Genomic DNA, 17169 nt, shown 5'->3' on the forward strand with positions numbered 1-17169 from the left:
ACATCTCAACTTCTACTTAGATTTACATCTCTCATTATACACGCTCGATGATTTACAAATCATTTGCGCTCGCTATAGAAGTGCTATTTGATGCCAATTTTTTTCTCCAAAAGCCTGTTGGATAGCTTCTTCTTTAGATTTTTTTATGTTATTGAGAAGGCTCGTACCTACAGTAGAAATTAGTCGATTTCTCATTTTTTACTCCCAACATTAAGATATCTGTACTTTCAGTTTATTCTTGATTAGTTTTTTCCATCTTTTAAATACTTGAGATGTCGAGAGCCATAACCCAAATAACGGCGAATTAGTTCTAGCCAAATAGGTTTGAAGTCTGTTTGGGAACATTCGGCAATTATCCCAGCATTTTTTTTGATGTTACCATCAATATCTTGAATTACCCTTGTCGCTAAAGATTTTTCCCCCCTTCCCCATTTTTTATCTCTTCCTACTTGATATCGGAGAAAGTTTTTAATAACTTCTGCACTATCTGTTGTGTCAGCAACGCGGACTAAGTTGCGGAACTGTGATTCCTCTAGTTCTTCCTTTCCAGACTTACCATATTCGCAAGTGTCTAAAGCATCTTGAATCCAAATGACTAGATCGTCTTCTGTCTGGCGAATAGCTTTTTGTACTTGTAACTCTATCCTTTGTTCTGTACTTATACTCATACTGCTTCCTCCCGAAATACAAGGTGAAACTGGTTGCAAACTTGAACTTGACCGAAGCCTTCGCAAGTACGATCGCCCGCACCTTTTTCTTCTAACTGTCCTAGTTTATCAAACCAAATATCGGGTTTACTCGTGCTGAATAAATACACGCTGCCTTTATTGGTAATTAACTCCATATCTTTCATCAATTCCCACGCAGAATTCCATCCAGATCGATAATCATAACTGCTGTAGGCAACATGAAGCTTGAGAAAATTATCTTTCTCTTCGCTGTCGAGGTTTGAAAATTCCTCCTCTAAACCAGCCAACTGACATAACATATCTGGAGAAATTACAGTAGTTCGCCTCCATTTTTCAGTTAGGATAGCATCCGATTGCAAGTCGAGGGTAAAGTAAGTACGACCTTCTAACAAGTTTTCTCTGGGCTCGCCAAAAACTGACCAAAGTTGCCAGCGGTTTTTAAGCCGAGCGTTAAATCTATTAATCCGAGATTCGATGCTTTCTGGTATTTTACCATCTTTTGCTTCAATTTTAACCTTTCCTAAGCCTCTTGATGCAGAACCGCCGAGACGAAAGCGATCACTGTTATTATCGATAAACCTTTGCAAAAGTTTTGCTATTTCCTCATTTTCAACTAAAATCAAGCTGCGATAGACAAAATTATCCCAAATTTTTAACAACTTTGATTTCGGATTTTTTTCAAATAATTCGTTCAAAACTTCAATACTGTAGAGAATATCATCTTCAGATGTAGCGCGGCGTCGATTGATACCAACTCTTGTTAAGAAGCGGGTGCTAACGGAATGGCTGCGATATTTATATTTTACTGTGCTGTCATCAGTTTTGCTATAAAAACCTCCATAGGGTTCTACTCTCGCATCGGTTTTATCTTCTAAAGATTTGGGGTCGCTGGGGTCGAATGGATAGTTATATGCTTCTGCACAAAAGCGATCGATCAGAGTGTCGAATACACCATTACTCTTGGGTTTAAAACCGGAGTCTGCTTTGGAACTGACTGCTGTAGCCGGTAAAACTCTAACTTCATCTGTAACAAGTTCAAACTCATCCTCCTCATCCTCATTTTTTTTATCTTTGTATATCTTGGCGATCGCCGGATAAGCATTTTGAAAAATTGCCGAATTTTCGCTTAAAAATAGCGATTGAAAGTGATTGCCATGTGCTGCCAAATTAGCATTTTTTTGACCGTACTGTTCCAGCATTTGACCCGCGATCGCACCCCGAATTACCGAACCGGGAATGTAGGTTTCAACCTCGCTAACCGAACCGCCCGGTTTCTGTCGGCTAATTGCCAGTGGCGATAAAGCTGTAATTTTTAATTCAATTCGTTTCATGGCATTTTTCTTGGTAGCAAGCTTGACCAATTAGCCTCTTTTTCTTCTATTTCGGGTAGTTGTTTCCAAGTTAACCAACCAAGTCCGGCAGACTTGCTCCCACCTAAAGCATGAATGTGATGCAGCCCAGATAAAATCAAAAGTTTAGCGTATTCAGGACAGTCTGGTTTCAGTAGGGAAATTGCACCCTGAAACTCTAGTTTAGTATTAGCAGGAGAAGTCTCTAAAAAGTAGAGTTTTTTCTCCTCCGCTGTACCGCGACGGCGGTTAATTGTCACACCCGGACGCAGAACTTCTGGTAAATCTTCTGGTTCGGTAGCACAAATCAAATCGTCCACAATAATTCGAGAAGGCAAAATAGGATTGCCAAATATTTGAGATATTAGACAATGATAACCTCTGTATCCATGAATCTGATAAATTTCTCTAAATTGAGATTCAACCTGGTTTTCACTAGGACAAAGTTTTTCCGCACCGGGAGACTCAAAAATCTGCCAGCCCAATCCTCTTGCTAGTTTTTCGCATTCGTGTCGCAATCTTCCTTTTAGTTGAGAAGCTGGAATCAACAATTGTCCTTTGGCATTGCGGACAATTGGTTTATCTGCCAGGGAACCAGAAGAGCCGCCCGCACCTACGCACAAAGCTGTGTCAATTACCGCTGTCAAGGAAATTGTTTCTACCCCATTAGGAGGTAAATGATTCAAATCAATCATGAATTAACCTCTGTTTGTTCTTGCTGTTTAGATCCAGATTTATCTTTTGTATCTTCAATAAAAGGATAGAGATCGACCAGTTCGCGCCAGATAGTTTCATAAGTCATTTTTTCGGCGTCTGTACCATCCTCTTTTAAGGTCATCCAGGGAGCTAAATTTCCTTTGTTCTTTGGATCTTTAGGCTGACACCAAGCACGATCGAACTCGGTTTTAAGCAGATTTTTCTGCTCTTTAGTCTTGAGTCGGACTTGGAAATAAAGGTAGTTGAGAATGGCAGTATGTTTTCCTTGTTCTAGTAAACTGCGAATTTGGTAGATCTGCGATCGCGGAAATTCAGAATCCTTTAAAGCCTTAGCAGTTTTCAGCAGTCCCTCAATTTCATACAGAGTATAGGGTGCACCGTACAGCTTAAGTGTTGGCTGTCCCCGTCTATTTTTAGTTAATCCCTGGCTGCGGAATTCACCGATATTTGAAGAAATCATTGTTACTGATTTCATCACTAAAAAGTCGATCGTCCCTCCTAGATAGTCATCTTTTTTCAATTCCTTAGCCCGTTTTTTAGCTGATTTAAGCAACTGCTCGGTAAGTTTCTGGGCATAGTAAATTGGTGTATTTTCTGCTGCAATCAAAACACCTGTTGACATACTCAGCTTGCATTGTCCCGAACCTGATGGGATTCGATCGCCCCGATATCGGTGTATCAGTTGAGGAGCGTAAGTTTTTTGGAAACTGTAGCGCCGTTGTTTTTCTGGGGTGTCAAGAAGCTGCTTTTCAAACTCTTCTCCGATCGTTTTGGCGATCGCCAATGCTCGCTCTGCTGGCACAATCAACATTACATCATCGCCGCCGATCGTCAAAATTTCAAAGGGATGAATCCAGACTTCTTCTTTGCTCCTTCGACCTGACTCAGCATCAGGCTTGTACTTGTGAGGTTTGAGATGTTTCGCCAGAGCAACATACACAGACTTCTCTGTTGCTTCAAAAATATCGCGACTGAAACGCTGATAATCTTCGGGATTTTTAATTTCTTTCTGAATGTAACCTCCCATGTTGTTACCATCAGCGTAGATATAAGCAACAAAACCTTTGACTAGGCTAGCGTCCGCAATTTCTCTAACCGAGCGTGCTTCTTTAACATCTGATGGGCGAATTTTTCCGTAATAGTCATTATGTTTTTGATAGGTTTCGTCCAAAAAGCTGTCAAAGTTATTAACCCAACTTTCAACTGATCCCGGATCTAAATTTTCCGGGGTTGCAAAGTCCCACTCTAGCTGAGAATCCACCCACCAAGTTGGTAATTTACGGGATGATGGGAATTCTCGTTTTGCAATCTGTCCAATTAATCGCTTGCGAGCTAAAGACTCAGAAAGCCAAGGCTCGCCGGGAAGTCCTTTATTTGTATCATCAAAATCGCTTTTAGCTTGAAAAACAGCCGATCGCCGATCGCTCTCATCTCTCCTCAAATAAGGATGGGTTTCAAACATCGGCGGATAGCGGCGGCTGGAGCGATAGCCCTCCGGCCAATTATTTCCATTCCGTCGCTGATTGAATAAAGCTGCTAGCTTTCCCGCCAATTCATTAAATGTCTTGCGTTCCTCAAAAGCTTTTTCTGAAGATGTATCCTGTTGTTCAAAGTAAGCTTTGATCAATGGGTTATCGGGATTTTCGAGATATTTTTATTTCCAGAATGTCCGAGCGTTAATTTCATCTGGCAATAGCCCAAACTGAATTTCCAGCGCTTTAAATTTAGCTCCAACTGCACAGGAATTGGCCGTTAACGTCTGGTGCGTGTAGCGTTTTTCAATAGCGTCAGCCAAATCGTCGGCAAAAGCTGCCGGACAAAATGCTAAAATATTCCCGCCTGTCGAGTAGATAATTAACTCGGAAATCAGCGCTTTGGAAAGTTCCGGGAAATTTTCTGGTTTATCTAACCATTCGGATCTAACTTGTTGGCAGTAGTCTTTAGCTTTTTGGCACTGAGGATAACTTGGGTCATTTTCGCAACCAAAAAAAGCAGGGAGATCGACTAAATTAATTCGGTCTAGCAAAGCTGATGCGCCGCGAATATCCGGTAGTTTTGCCGCCTCAAACACATACTGCTTGATTTTGGTTGCACCGCCGTAAACTAAACCAATTTTAGATTCCCAGAGTACCGGATATTTTTTTGTCAGTTCCGTTAGTTCTTCGAGAGTTTCAGGAAACTCAAGTTTTTCTAGTTCCCGAACCCGATCGACAATTTCCCTCACCTCTGTCGGCACTTCCTCCCCAGAATTCACAGCCTGTCGCATTTCCTGCAACACTCTGATATCACGAGGTTCGCGCCCCTCACCCCAAGCCAGACACCAAGCAATACCAGTCGCGATCGAACTCCAACAACTTTTCATATGCAAACCACTCCCAATCAGGTTGAACAGCCCCTAGATTGCCTCAATAATTGGTAATTATTCAAGGTGCAATTCCATCTAATTTCCTATTGTCACCTAAATTTTCCCGAACATCACCAGCCCGAAAAATAATCGCCCAAATCCCCAAAAAACCAGCAACTCTCGCAATTCTCACAACTCCCCCAACTGTCGCCACCAACGATTTTTCTGATGCGACTTGCTCTGCATCTACCCAAGATGACAGCAAATAAGGTAAAGTAAACGGCACAAGAGTCTAGAACTCTCGAACGACCGCAACTCGGCAAACCCGCCCCCGACCAGCAAAACTCGCCGGTACAGGCGGCATTAACCGCTAACCGTCAACCCCTAACAACCGACAAAAATGCAAACCTACTACTACGTTTTAGCCAGCCAACGCTTTTTGCTAGAAGAAGAAGCCCTAGATGAAGTGTTTAAAGAAAGAACTCGCAACTACAACGAACAAGAAAAACAAATAGACTTCTGGTTGGTCAAACAGCCCGCTTTCCTAGAAGCACCGGCAATGGCAGAAGCTAAAGCAAAATGCCCTCAGCCAGCCGCCGCTATTATTTCTACAGATCCTGTATTCATTACCTGGTTGAAACTGCGATTAGAATATGTACTGACAGGTGAATTTAAAGCACCATCAGAAACTATTCCCGATGCCCTTGCATCCCTACAGACAGCATGAACAAAATAGCAAAATATCAGACAAAACAACTAACAATAATTAGGGGTAAATTGTACAAATTTATTTTGTCTCTCCCCCTATTTTCTGCTACTTCGATCGCGCTTTTGGTATTGACTATTTTATCGAGTTCTGTTAAAGCTCAGTCGAGCTGCCAACCGCCGCAGTCCGACGAATATCTACTGTTAATTGTCACCAGAACACGCGAACAGCAAGAAAAAGCAAAACGCTCTTTCCCTGGAAATACTAACAACACAGTTTGTCGGTACATCAATGACACGGTGACGCGAGTTGGTGGATTTCGCGACTCGCAAATCGCCAGCGATTGGGTTAAATACATCGAAGATGTTGTCGGATTGCAAGCTTACGTAGTACGATCGCCCGCAGCGGCACTACCCCAAAATTTGCCAGTCTACAATCCTCAGCCAGCACCAGGTTCTGAACCAATCACTAATCCTCCAAGCGGTAATCTTGCCTTCAATCCCCAACCCCTGGGGCCTGGTTATGCAGTGTTAGTAGATTACTTCAACCAACCGGAATTAGCCGCCCAAGTTAGGGAAGCATTAGGCACGCAAGTAGGCTTAGCTTCCTACGGCCAGCGTCCCTTTTTATTCGTTGCTTATACAACGGATCAAAACGCCGCTACTGCTGCTGTAAAAAGATTGAGCGATCGAGGTTTTTGGCCGATGTTAGTAGACAGCCGCCGCGTTACTTTAATTGCTCCTGCTGTTCGCTAAAAGATAAAACTTGGCAATTCAAATTGCTTCTTGTCAAACAAAGTCCGCTTAAGGGAACTAATAACAATTATTGTTGTTGTTGTTGGGATTCTAGCGGGCTGCTTCCTAGCTGACTTTCTGCCCGCTTTTTTGCTTCCATTGCCGCTCCGTAATCTGGTTTGTAGCGAATTGCTTTGTCATAGGAGGCGATCGCATCTTCGTATCTTTTTACCGCCACCAGTGCATTGCCGTGACTGTACCAGGCTTCCGAGTAGTCAGGCTTGACATAGACGGCTTCATTGTAAGAGACTAGCGCATCTTCGTAGCGCTTTAAATTGTACTGAGCATTGCCTCTATTGTACCACGCTTGATATTCTTTCGGGTTTAAGTCTAAGGCTCTGTTGTAACACTCAATTGCTTGTTCGTACTTGCGTAATTCGTGGTACGACCAACCTAAATTGTACCATGCTTGATAATAATCTGGTTTTAATTTGACAGCTTTTTCGTAAGCTTCTACCGCTTCTTCATGTCGGCGCATTTTTAGCAAAGCGATGCCTTTACTGTACCAGGCTTGATAAAAATTTGGCTGAAACCGCACGGCTTTTTCGTAGGCTTCAAAAGCTTCTTGATTTTTGTTTAATTCTAGGAAAATATTGCCTAAGTTATACCAAGCTTCAAAATTATCGAATTTAATTTCAACTGCTTTTTCATAGGATTCTACGGCTCGATCGTACTGTTTTAATTTTTGGTAAGCTTGTCCCCGATTGTACCAAGCACGGTACAAGTTGGGCTGAAATTGTACGGCTTTTTCATAGGAGGCGATCGCCTCTTCGTACCGCTGCGAATCTAACAGGACATTACCTCTACCTTCCCACGCTGCGGGATAGTCGGGCTGGATTTTCAAAGCGTTATCAAAAGATACGATCGCCTCTTGAGACTGCTGCAACTTCTCCAAAGCATAACCGCGTCCCGTCCAAGCTTCTAAGTATTCGGGCTTTAATTCTATTGCTCGATCGTAAGCTGCCTGCGATTCTTGGTATTTTTTCAATTCGTACAAAGTTTTAGCTTTTTCCTGCCAAACTTCTGCGTAGTCAGGTCTGAGAGTTATTGCTCGCTCATAAGCTGCCAGAGCTTCTTTAAATCGGCTTAAATTGTAAAGAGTATTGCCTCTGTTGTACAGGTCAGTTGCATTTGCAGAGTTAAACGTGTTTACACCATAAATTGATGCTATAATACTGATGCCAATTAAACTGGCGATCGACAATATTTTAAAATACAGTTTTTTTCGGGATTTTACAGGCTGATTCGCAGCAGCAACCGGAGGCAATACAGGAACTGTACCGCTGCAATAGTTTTTTAATTGTTTAATAGCTTGCAGTGTTTCGCCGGCACTAGAATAACGTTGCCGAAAATCATACTTTACCATCTTATCTAAAATCTTCGCAAATTCCGGACTGACTGATGTTTTGTCCTGCCAAATAATTTCCTCTGTAGCGGGATTTTTTAGCATTTGGTGAGGATTTATGCCCGTGAGGAACTGAATTGCGATCGCACCTGCGGCATAGATATCGCTGCTGAGTTTCGGGTTGCCGTGAGCTTGTTCGCTGGGCATATAACCGGGAGTACCGATGCTGACACTCAAGCTATTCTTGGGCTGAGTATTGGTAATTTGAGTAGTAATTTCTTTGACTGCGCCAAAGTCAATTAAAACTAACTTGCCATCTCGATCTCTGCGGAGGATATTGCGGGGATTGACATCGCGGTGAATCACATTTTGCTGGTGTACGAAATCTAAAATGTCGAGAAGTTCCTGCAATATACAAATGACTGCATCTTCCTGCATGACTCCTGCTGTGCCCGGAACAACTGACGTAATTTCTTGACTTAAATCGTGGCCTTCTATAAATTCTTGAACGAGATAAAACTCTTGATTTTCTTCAAAGTAAGCAAAAAGTCGGGGAATGCGATCGTGATTTCCCAACTTGTACAAAACTTGTGCTTCAGTATCAAATAAACGTCTTGCTACCTGTAGAGTTTCCGGATCGGTTGCTTGAGGTTTAAGCTGCTTGACGACGCAGAGGTGATTGCCTGGTAGCTGCTTATCTTCAGCTAAATAAGTTTGAGCAAATCCGCCGCCTCCCAAGTGACGGATAATGCTGTAGCGAGTACCGAGTGTTATTCCAAGCATGAAATTCACCTAATATTTCCTAGTCTTTCTCCCCTTTCGGAGTAAAACAAGGGTTGGGGAGAGGTTTTGCATTTAATTAAGTGTAACTAATTTGCGATCGCCTTTGTAGCACAAAGCCTGTAAACTTACAAGCAAATTCTGCCGGTAACTTACAAACATAAACTAGGAATCTTACTCCCTCCCCTTGCCAAGGGGAGGGCTGGGGTGGGTTATTTCAGGCAATGAAAGTCAAAACTTCGCGCGATCGCAGCTATGCTGTAGGGAATCGCCCCTCAATTTATTGAGAATTCTAATAACTATTCTTCCTCTCCTAAAATACCTGGCAGATCGCGGGCTGCATGGAGTAGTCGGACAATCTCAATACACTCATCCCTTTATACATAAAAAATTAGATGCTTGTCAAATTTCTTGACTGCCAACTTCGGCAAACGAACCAGACACGAATTGTCAACATGATAAAAGGTACTAATACCAAGCCTTTGTCCTAATTGTGAGAAAGTTTGCCTTGCCTAGTCTAAAGAATCTCAACGCCGCATTAAAATTATTTTTAGCGATACAAGCAAACTGTTCGTCAATGTCAACATTAGCCGTTAGTCTAATCAAAATTCGTCTGGTAATGTCTTTTGTTTGCTGACTTTTTCTACAAGTTCAGTGATTTTTTTCCACCACTCATTGCTAATATCAATCGCTTCACCGCTATCTAAACCTTCCAATAGTAATCTCTCAAGTTTTGTTTTTGCCACTCGTTCTAGTTATTGGCGAATCAAGCGTCAGATGTATTAACTAGCGGTACTGTAGCCACCTTTGGCAACCTGCCGATCGAGTCCCGCATCGATTCGGGCAGCGAAATTTTGAGTGTGGTCATAGTTTGTAAAGCTTTACATCTTTAATTTAAAAATGGCAAATACTGTCAATCTTTGCCAACTGTTGCTTGAGGTTGGGCGTGAATCAACTAGCCAAAGCCCGATCGCACTCCCTGAACCCTCGATCGACTTTCTCGCCCCCACAGCCCAATTGTAAATTTTTGTGACATTTTTAATTTGGTAGCTTTAGATACAGAATTGTCTGTTATAGTGATAGAAGAGAAGAAAAAAGCAGCTCAACATTAATCTAAAGAATACGGAGGAACCCCATATGTCTACCGAAAATCAAGCTCGCTCTCTGATGATGCGCCACCACCAACTGGTGAAGAACCGGCAGCAATCCATGCTCAACCGCACCGCCACCGAAGTCGGGATGGAAGATACCCACTACTGGGGTCACATTCAAGGCAAACCGCAGCCCAGCTTTCAAGCCAGTTACGATCGCAGCAACGCCACTATGAGCTAGGGCAAGCTCAATTTCGACAATTGTCTACGAAGTTATTACCTATAATTTGGAGAAATCAGTTATGTCAACTCAAGAACAAGCCCGCAACCTGATGATGCGCCATCAACACGTCGTTAAAAACCGTCAGGAATCCATGCTGAGCCGTGTGGCTGCTGAAGTGGGTTTAGATGCTGGTTCTCCAGCGAGTATCGATCGCAAATAACTCCTTTTTTCAACGGCGAGATAGTTGAATCGAGTTTGTTGTTTGCCAGCTAAAAATTAATAATGTCAGTTACAACACCGTCGCGACTTCTTCTTGAGTTCTAACTCTAGATAGGAAGCCGCGATTAATTTTATGGGGTTGGTAAGAGACAAAAAGTGAGTCACAGCCTCGCTTAACTGCATTTCCACGCCTGGGAACCAGAAAACGAGCAAACCCTTAAAAAATCAGTTGTTCGCCATCTAAAATCTAAAATCTAAAATCTAAAATCTAAAATGATATAATCCCCTTTCAGCAGATTGAAGGCTAATAGGGAGGTCATCATGTCGGACTGGAAAGAAATTGGCGGCGGAGTTACAGCACCCAGAGGGTATCGAGCCTCGGGAATTACAGCGGGTTTGAAGCCTTCAGGCTTGCCAGATTTAAGTTTAATTTTGTCAGAGGTGGATGCCATCGCCGCCGGAGTCTTCACCACATCCAGTGTCCGGGCCGCTTGCGTGGACTACTGCCGCCAGCGTTTGCAAGCTAAACCCAGCGCCAAAGCAATTTTGTGCAATGCGGGACAAGCTAATGCGGGTACTGGCGAACAAGGTTTGGCAGATGCCCTCGAAAGTGCCAAATTGTTGGGAGAAGCGCTGAATATTCCTCCAGAATCGATTCTTTTGGCCTCCACTGGCGTCATCGGACAGCGGATTAAAATGGAGCCGCTGAGGGCGGGAATTCCGCGATTAGTTGCTGAGGCATCGGAAACTGGTTCCGATGCGGCGGCTAAAGCTATTTGTACGACTGATTTAGTGCCGAAAACGATCGCCCTGGAAACCGTGTTTGGCGATCGACCCGTGCGCATCGGCGGCATTTGCAAAGGTTCGGGAATGATTCATCCAAATATGGCAACTATGCTGGCCTTTGTAACTTGCGATGCAGCAGTGTCGTCGCATTTGTGGCAAGAAATGCTGAGTAGGGCGGCGGATAGAAGTTTCAATCAAATTACTGTTGACGGCGATACCAGTACCAACGATTCTCTAATTGCTTTGGCCAACGGTCAATCCCGCACGCCGGCAATTACCGAAATGGGGGCGGATGCTGAAAAATTAGAGGCGATGCTGACAGAAGTTTGCGTGCATTTAGCAAAGGCGATCGCCCGCGACGGCGAAGGTGCAACTTGTTTGGTGGAAGTACAAGTTAGCGGCGCGCTGGATGAAGTTTCTGCCAGTAAAATTGCCAAAACAATTGTCGGTTCTTCTTTGGTGAAAGCTGCTATTTTCGGACGCGATCCGAATTGGGGCAGAATTGCGGCGGCGGCGGGACGCGCTGGCGTACCTTTCGATCAAGAGAATTTGCGGATTCAATTGGGGGATTTTTTGATGATGGAACACGGGCAACCTAAAGAGTTCGATCGCGCTGCTGCGAGTAATTACATGAAAGCGGCTGCGGAGGGGGAATATTTGAAAGCTGATACGGTTTTAATTCAGGTTAGTGTCGGGAATGGCAGCGGTTTTGCGAAAGCTTGGGGATGCGATTTGAGTTACGACTACGTGAAGATTAATGCGGAGTATACGACTTGAAGAATTGCGGGCGATTTTGCAACCCGCAATTTCAATCGCCCGCAATTCTAACCACCTGCCATTTCAATCACTATTTTCCCAGTTACTGAGCCTGTTTCTAACAATTCATGCGCGGCTTGAGCTTGTTCCAGGGGGAAAGTTTTGCTGACGTGAATTTTGAGCAAGTTGCGATCGCACAAACGAGCACACTGCTGCAAAATATGAGCTTGGTGTTCCTGTTCCTCCACCAAACCTTCCAGCATGGGTGTTAACATTAATTCCAAACTAATTCGCAGATTTCGCATTCTCGCTGTTTTCAAATTGCCCAAAGTTGGATCTGGTTCCAAAATAGTTACCAAATCTCCATAAATTTTCACAGCCGGAATAGTTTGGTAAAAAGTTTCTCCCCCGACTGTATCAAAAGCCAAGTCAACTCCTTGTCCTTGAGTCCAAGTCAAAACCTCATCGACAACATCGGTATTTTTGTATAAAATAACTGAATCTGCACCTAAGTGCTTGACAAAATTGGCTTTTTCCTCAGAGCTAACAGTAGTGCAAACCTCAGCACCCTGCAACTTCGCCAACTGTATCGCGACGTGGCCGACACCGCCGGCACCGGCTTGAATCAGCACCTTCTTTGATAACACCTGGCCAGCTTGCAAGCGCCCTCGATCGTACAGCGATTCCCATGCCGTAATTAAAACTAACGGTGCAGCCGCCGCCTCAGCAAAACTTAAAGCAGCAGGCTTGATGGCGAGAAAGCGTTGGTCTACAACGGCAAACTCAGCATAAGTACCGATCGGCCCGCCCAAACCGCCATTGCAGAAAAAAACCTCGTCTCCCACTTGAAAACTTTGCACGCCAGCACCAACAGCCTCTACGACTCCAGCACCATCGCACCCCAAAACGTGAGGAGTTTTTTCGGGATAAAAAGTGCCGCGGGCCCGCAATTTAGTATCTATAGGATTGATCCCCGCCGCCCGCAACCGCACCAAAACTTCAGTATCTCTTTGTATAGTAGGGGCGGGGATGTGTTGCAGTCTCAATACGAACGGGCTTCCGGGCGTGTCAAAAACGATCGCTTTCATCACGGTTGTTAACTCTGTTGTCGCTTTCACCTGCGATCCTACCTTGTATGCGTTACTCATTCGTGACGATACTTAGTTATTTTAAAAGAGATTGGCTTCAGGTAACTACAACAATTGTCGAGCGGTGCTAATCGATGTTCGATCTAAATTTATTTTTTTACTTTGAAATTCTTGCATACTTTGTGGGATTGTCGGCGACTTTAGCCTTGGCGTCGGCGATTTATCTCAAGTGGCACCGAAGGCGGCCCGGTCTGCCGCTGGCCCAAGAGCAACGGCAGTTGGCAGAATTAAAGGCCGACGATTTATCAGCAGGATTGAAAATGCGGAAAAAATTTTTGATTTTCCCAAACTCAAATCTGTGGCGGCCAACTGACAGTTGCTTGGGTAAAGTTTTAGGTATTGGCCGCGCTGTATTCTTGGCTCAGCAACAGCGCCTAACTGTGAATTCTTCCCCTGTTGTTGGGCCTCGAACCAACAACAGCCTAAGTCAGAGCATTTCGGGTTCGATGGGGGAAAATCGCGATCGCCCGAATGCCGACAACCCTCCCAAAGTCACCGCTTCCCCGCAATTAGAGGAAGACTTGCTCGGCGACATTCTCGCAGGTACTGATTCGCCGGGGGGAGCAGAATTCTTTGATGCCTTAGTTCGCCACCTAGCCTCAGCACTCGGAGTTTGCAGCGCCGTCGCTGCCAAATCGATTAAGTCAATGGAAAGCGCCGATGCTGCTCCCGATAGATTGCAAGTTATCAGTTTTTGGAGCAACGGACTGTGGCAGCCAAACTTTGAGTACGACACCGCCAATACTCCCGAAGCGCTGGTACTCGATCGGGGAATGTACTCCTGTCCCGACTACCTGCTGGAAACCTTTCCAGAAGACCGCAGACCGGTAGTTACAGGTGCGCGCAGTTTCCTGGGAGTCTTGCTCAAAAACTCTTACGGCGAACCTTTAGGCATTATTTGTATTTTCCACGATCGACCCCTGCCGGAAGCACATCTTGCCAACTTCCGACTAATTCTCAGCATTTTTGCCGGACGGGCTGCCGCCGAATTAGAGCGGCAGCGCTTAGAAGCAGCACTGTGCACTGTAGAAGCGAAATACTGCGCCCTTGTAGAACAAATGCCGGCTGTCACCTACATTTCTCCCCTCAACCGCAGCGCTGCCAAACTTTACATCAGCCCGCAAATCGAGACTTTTCTGGGTTATTCTGTCGCTGAATGGCGGGCAGACCCCGACCTGTGGCTGAAACTGGTTCACCCAGAAGACCGCGACCGCGTGTTAGTTGAAAACGCCACACAGAAATTTACCGGTGGAGAAGAGTTTTGGGACGGGCCGCTGGTTTCAGAATACCGCGCGATCGCTCGCAACGGTCGAGTTGTCTGGTTCCGCGATCGAGCGATCGCAGTTCGCGATGAAGCCAGCAAGTCTGTTATCCTTCAAGGTGCAATGTTTGACATCACGGAGACTAAAGTAGCTGCCAGCGCGCTGCTAGAAAGCGAATATCGCTATTACACCTTGGCAAAAATCCTGCCGGTCGGGATTTTCCGCGCCGACGCTAGTGGAGATTGCTTGTACGTCAACCAGCGATTTTTGGAGATGGCGGGGCTGACAGCACCACAGGCACTAGGCGAAGGTTGGACGCAAAGTTTGCATCCCGAAGACCGAGCGCGCGTTTTGAGCCTGTGGTATGGCGCTGTCAAAGAGAAGTTGCCTTGTAAGTTAGAGTACCGCTTTTGCAACGGCGACCTCACAACCTGGGTATTTTGCCAAGCAGTGCCGGAAATTGCCAAAAGCGGGGAAGTTCTCGGCTATCTCAGCACGCTGACCGATATCAGCGATCGCAAGCAGGCAGAATTCGCGCTGCAACAGGCTGAAGAGAAATACCGCAGCATCTTTGAAAACGCGATCGAAGGAATTTTCCAGACAACGCCCGACGGGCGCTACCTCAGCGCTAACCCTGCTTTGGCGAGAATTTACGGCTACGACTCGGCCGCCGAATTGATCGCGAACATCCACGACATCGACCACCAACTCTACCTCGATCCCGACCGCCGCGTCGAGTTTTTGCGGGCGATCGAAAAACACGGTTTTGTGTCTGAGTTCGAGTCTCAAGTTTACCGCGCTGACGGCACCACCATCTGGGTTTCCGAGAACGGCCGGGCAGTGCGCGACGCTGGCGGCAATTTGCTTTATTACGAAGGTACTGTCGAAGATATCACCCTCCGCAAAATAGCAGAAGAGAAGTTAGTACACGATGCTTTGCACGATATGCTAACGGGTTTGCCCAACCGAGCTTTATTTATGGATCGCTTGGGACACGCGATCGAGCTTTCAAAACGCCGTCCCGAAATTTTGTTCGCGGTGCTGTTTATCGATCTCGACCGCTTTAAGGTTGTCAACGACAGTTTGGGGCATTTAGTGGGCGATCGGTTGCTGATCGCGATCGCGCAGCGCCTGGGAACCTGTTTGCGGGCTGGAGATACCGTTGCTCGTCTCGGCGGCGACGAATTCGCTATTTTGCTGGAAAATATCAAAAACACCGAGGATGCGACTCACATTGCCGATCGAGTGCAAGCGGAACTGGCAGAACCTTTTTACCTCAACAAATATCAAGTTTTTACCAGTGCTAGCATTGGGATTGTGTGTTCCGGTTTACCGCAGCATCCAAGCGAAAGCAGCGAACAGTCGAGTCCTGGAAATCTGGTAAATATCGATCGGGAAACTTATTTGTCTGGCTTATCTTCCGACTCCCCAGTTCCCAATTTCCCGTTCCCAACATTGTACGATCGACCAGAAGAACTGCTCCGAGATGCAGATGCTGCCATGTATCACGCTAAGGAATTGGGCAAAGCTCGCCACGAAGTTTTTGACTTAAGTATGCACACTCGCGCCGTCGCCCTTTTGCAACTGGAAAACGACTTGCGGCGCGCTTTAGAATTTCAGGAATTTCAGCTTTACTACCAGCCCATCGTCTCTCTCACTAGCGGTAAAATCAGGGGTTTTGAAGCGCTGCTGCGGTGGTATAACCCGGAGCGGGGTGTCGTATCTCCCGGGGAGTTTATTTTAGTAGCAGAAGAAACTAGATTGATTGTACCTATTGGTTGGTGGATGATGCGATCGGCTTGCAGTCAGATCCACCAGTGGCACCAAAAATTCCCAGCAAATCCGCCCTTGACTGTCAGCGTCAACCTTTCTAATCAACAATTTAAACAACCGGATTTAATCGATCGCATTCGCGAAATTTTACAAGAAACTCAGCTTGACCCCCGCACTTTTAAGTTAGAAATTACTGAAGGCGTCATTATGGAGAATGCCGAATCAGCAGTCGCTATCCTCGCGGAATTGAAAAAATTAGAAATTCAATTATATATTGACGATTTCGGCACTGGCTATTCTTCTTTGAGCCGCCTGCACACTTTTCCAACTGACGCTTTAAAAATCGATCGAGCTTTTGTCAGCCGCATGACTGAAGATGAAGGAAACGAAGCCATCGTACAGACAATTTTAATTTTAGCCAGTCATTTAGGCATGGATGTAATTGCTGAAGGAATCGAAACCAGCGAACAGCTTAATTTACTCAGAGCGCTGCAATGCGAATACGGACAGGGATACTTTTTCTCAAAGCCGATAGACAGCATCGCAGCCACACTTTTGATAGAAAGTCAACCTAAATGGTAATTGGACTGTTGACTGTTGACTGTTGACTGTTGACTGTTAACCTTTGGCTGTTGGCTGTTAACTGTTAACTGTTAACCTTTGGCTGTTGGCTGTTGGCTGTTAACTGTTAACTGTTGACTGTTGACTGTTAACCTTTGGCTTTTTGTTTTAGTGAGTTAAGATAAGCATTAAGTTTTGGTGACAGTTCATTTAATAAGGGATGCAGGCGATCGCTCTGTTCTTGAGTTAAAAGATTTCGAGCGTAGGCAAGTCTTAACCAGTGTCTTGTTTCGTTTAATGAACCCAAGAGCAATTTTCACAAAACGCTGATTATCTTGGCAGCTATAACGTCCATGTCCTTCTGCAATATTAGCACCAACACTATCAGCCGATCGCACTATTTGTTTGCCCATCGTATCCTTCGTAAACTCGTCCCATTTTTTAACAATAAACCATATTTCGTTTGATATTTTTTCAGCTAATTGATAAACTTGTAGCTGTTGAAAGCTTTCCATATTAGCTCCTTTAACATAGTTGATGGCCAACCATTGACTGTCAACTGTCAACTGTCAACTGTCAACTGTCAACTGCCAACTGCCAACAGTCAACCGTCAACAGTCAACCGT

17 protein-coding genes are annotated in these 17169 nt (G+C 45.0%); 6 read left to right on the top strand and 11 right to left on the bottom strand.

The genetic code is table 11. The annotated features are described in order from the left end of the window. Positions 1 to 242: 242 nt before the first annotated feature. The 6 genes from QUB30_RS15605 to QUB30_RS15630 all read right to left on the bottom strand — a co-directional run bounded on the left by QUB30_RS15605 (position 243) and on the right by QUB30_RS15630 (position 5385). Positions 243 to 668, bottom strand: a complete 426-nt coding sequence (locus QUB30_RS15605) for a hypothetical protein (protein WP_333334735.1) — start codon at positions 666 to 668, stop codon at positions 243 to 245. Then, the gene (csx10, locus tag QUB30_RS15610) at positions 665 to 2020 is read right to left on the bottom strand and encodes a type III-D CRISPR-associated RAMP protein Csx10 (protein WP_333334737.1); all 1356 of its coding nucleotides are present in this window, start codon (positions 2018 to 2020) and stop codon (positions 665 to 667) included. The genes QUB30_RS15605 and csx10 overlap by 4 nt, the downstream gene beginning before the upstream one ends. After that, positions 2017 to 2733 (bottom strand): RAMP superfamily CRISPR-associated protein, encoded by a 717-nt coding sequence (locus QUB30_RS15615; RefSeq protein ID WP_333334739.1) that lies wholly within the window; start codon positions 2731 to 2733, stop codon positions 2017 to 2019. Before QUB30_RS15615 ends, csx10 begins: the two co-directional genes overlap by 4 nt. Beyond that, on the bottom strand, positions 2730 to 4382 hold the full coding sequence (gene cas10 / locus QUB30_RS15620; protein ID WP_333334742.1) for a type III-B CRISPR-associated protein Cas10/Cmr2: 1653 nt from the start codon (positions 4380 to 4382) through the stop codon (positions 2730 to 2732). Before cas10 ends, QUB30_RS15615 begins: the two co-directional genes overlap by 4 nt. Before the next feature lie 27 nt (positions 4383 to 4409). Beyond that, complete coding sequence (locus QUB30_RS15625; protein ID WP_333334744.1) at positions 4410 to 5117, bottom strand: hypothetical protein; 708 nt, start codon at positions 5115 to 5117, stop codon at positions 4410 to 4412. A gap of 61 nt (positions 5118 to 5178) precedes the next feature. After that, positions 5179 to 5385 (bottom strand): hypothetical protein, encoded by a 207-nt coding sequence (locus tag QUB30_RS15630; protein WP_333334746.1) that lies wholly within the window; start codon positions 5383 to 5385, stop codon positions 5179 to 5181. A 114-nt stretch (positions 5386 to 5499) separates the two neighbouring features. Here QUB30_RS15630 and QUB30_RS15635 point away from each other — a divergent pair, with 114 nt between their 5' ends. After that, positions 5500 to 5826: an MgPME-cyclase complex family protein gene (locus tag QUB30_RS15635; protein WP_333334748.1), complete on the top strand. Its 327-nt coding sequence runs from the start codon at positions 5500 to 5502 to the stop codon at positions 5824 to 5826. Next, positions 5823 to 6560 carry a hypothetical protein gene (locus QUB30_RS15640; RefSeq protein WP_333334750.1) on the top strand — a complete coding sequence of 246 codons (738 nt, stop codon included), beginning with the start codon at positions 5823 to 5825 and terminating at the stop codon, positions 6558 to 6560. The genes QUB30_RS15635 and QUB30_RS15640 overlap by 4 nt, the downstream gene beginning before the upstream one ends. A gap of 67 nt (positions 6561 to 6627) precedes the next feature. Here the strand turns inward: QUB30_RS15640 and QUB30_RS15645 are convergent, their stop codons facing one another. After that, the gene (locus QUB30_RS15645) at positions 6628 to 8727 is read right to left on the bottom strand and encodes a tetratricopeptide repeat protein (RefSeq protein WP_333334752.1); all 2100 of its coding nucleotides are present in this window, start codon (positions 8725 to 8727) and stop codon (positions 6628 to 6630) included. 599 nt (positions 8728 to 9326) lie between these two features. Next, a complete protein-coding gene (locus tag QUB30_RS15650) occupies positions 9327 to 9470 on the bottom strand; it encodes a hypothetical protein (protein ID WP_333334754.1) in 144 nt (47 codons plus the stop codon). 391 nt (positions 9471 to 9861) lie between these two features. Here QUB30_RS15650 and QUB30_RS15655 point away from each other — a divergent pair, with 391 nt between their 5' ends. The 3 genes from QUB30_RS15655 (at position 9862) to argJ (ending at position 11820) form a co-directional block, all read left to right on the top strand. Next, positions 9862 to 10056: a hypothetical protein gene (locus QUB30_RS15655; protein WP_006631905.1), complete on the top strand. Its 195-nt coding sequence runs from the start codon at positions 9862 to 9864 to the stop codon at positions 10054 to 10056. Positions 10057 to 10117: 61 nt separating this feature from the next. Beyond that, positions 10118 to 10258 carry a hypothetical protein gene (locus QUB30_RS15660; protein WP_015176121.1) on the top strand — a complete coding sequence of 47 codons (141 nt, stop codon included), beginning with the start codon at positions 10118 to 10120 and terminating at the stop codon, positions 10256 to 10258. A gap of 320 nt (positions 10259 to 10578) precedes the next feature. Further along, entirely contained in the window at positions 10579 to 11820 is a 1242-nt protein-coding gene (argJ, locus tag QUB30_RS15665) for a bifunctional ornithine acetyltransferase/N-acetylglutamate synthase (protein ID WP_333334756.1), read from the top strand. Positions 11821 to 11867: 47 nt separating this feature from the next. On the opposite strand, the gene QUB30_RS15670 is transcribed toward argJ, so the two are convergent. Further along, positions 11868 to 12887 (bottom strand): zinc-dependent alcohol dehydrogenase family protein, encoded by a 1020-nt coding sequence (locus QUB30_RS15670; RefSeq protein WP_333334914.1) that lies wholly within the window; start codon positions 12885 to 12887, stop codon positions 11868 to 11870. A 134-nt stretch (positions 12888 to 13021) separates the two neighbouring features. On the opposite strand from QUB30_RS15670, the gene QUB30_RS15675 reads away from it, so the two are divergent. Further along, positions 13022 to 16564, top strand: a complete 3543-nt coding sequence (locus QUB30_RS15675; RefSeq protein WP_333334758.1) for an EAL domain-containing protein — start codon at positions 13022 to 13024, stop codon at positions 16562 to 16564. Positions 16565 to 16691: 127 nt separating this feature from the next. On the opposite strand, the gene QUB30_RS33870 is transcribed toward QUB30_RS15675, so the two are convergent. After that, positions 16692 to 16769 carry a hypothetical protein gene (locus QUB30_RS33870; RefSeq protein WP_445300507.1) on the bottom strand — a complete coding sequence of 26 codons (78 nt, stop codon included), beginning with the start codon at positions 16767 to 16769 and terminating at the stop codon, positions 16692 to 16694. Further along, a complete protein-coding gene (locus tag QUB30_RS33875; protein ID WP_445300505.1) occupies positions 16750 to 17109 on the bottom strand; it encodes a four helix bundle protein in 360 nt (119 codons plus the stop codon). The genes QUB30_RS33870 and QUB30_RS33875 overlap by 20 nt, the downstream gene beginning before the upstream one ends. Between the last annotated feature and the right edge of the window lie 60 nt (positions 17110 to 17169).

Origin of the sequence: Microcoleus sp. BROC3 (assembly GCF_036702515.1) — a bacterium.
GTDB lineage: Bacteria > Cyanobacteriota > Cyanobacteriia > Cyanobacteriales > Microcoleaceae > Microcoleus.

Bases quoted from the DNA above. Each gene is read 5' to 3' on its own strand.
- argJ (WP_333334756.1), top strand. From the start codon at position 10,579: ATGTCGGACTGGAAAGAAATTGGCGGCGGAGTTACAGCACCCAGAGGG.
- QUB30_RS15625 (WP_333334744.1), bottom strand. From the start codon at position 5,117: ATGAAAAGTTGTTGGAGTTCGATCGCGACTGGTATTGCTTGGTGTCTG.
- csx10 (WP_333334737.1), bottom strand. From the start codon at position 2,020: ATGAAACGAATTGAATTAAAAATTACAGCTTTATCGCCACTGGCAATT.
- QUB30_RS15670 (WP_333334914.1), bottom strand. From the start codon at position 12,887: ATGAAAGCGATCGTTTTTGACACGCCCGGAAGCCCGTTCGTATTGAGA.
- QUB30_RS15645 (WP_333334752.1), bottom strand. From the start codon at position 8,727: ATGCTTGGAATAACACTCGGTACTCGCTACAGCATTATCCGTCACTTG.
- QUB30_RS15655 (WP_006631905.1), top strand. From the start codon at position 9,862: ATGTCTACCGAAAATCAAGCTCGCTCTCTGATGATGCGCCACCACCAA.
- QUB30_RS15605 (WP_333334735.1), bottom strand. From the start codon at position 668: ATGAGTATAAGTACAGAACAAAGGATAGAGTTACAAGTACAAAAAGCT.
- QUB30_RS15660 (WP_015176121.1), top strand. From the start codon at position 10,118: ATGTCAACTCAAGAACAAGCCCGCAACCTGATGATGCGCCATCAACAC.
- QUB30_RS15615 (WP_333334739.1), bottom strand. From the start codon at position 2,733: ATGATTGATTTGAATCATTTACCTCCTAATGGGGTAGAAACAATTTCC.
- QUB30_RS15675 (WP_333334758.1), top strand. From the start codon at position 13,022: ATGTTCGATCTAAATTTATTTTTTTACTTTGAAATTCTTGCATACTTT.
- QUB30_RS15635 (WP_333334748.1), top strand. From the start codon at position 5,500: ATGCAAACCTACTACTACGTTTTAGCCAGCCAACGCTTTTTGCTAGAA.
- QUB30_RS15640 (WP_333334750.1), top strand. From the start codon at position 5,823: ATGAACAAAATAGCAAAATATCAGACAAAACAACTAACAATAATTAGG.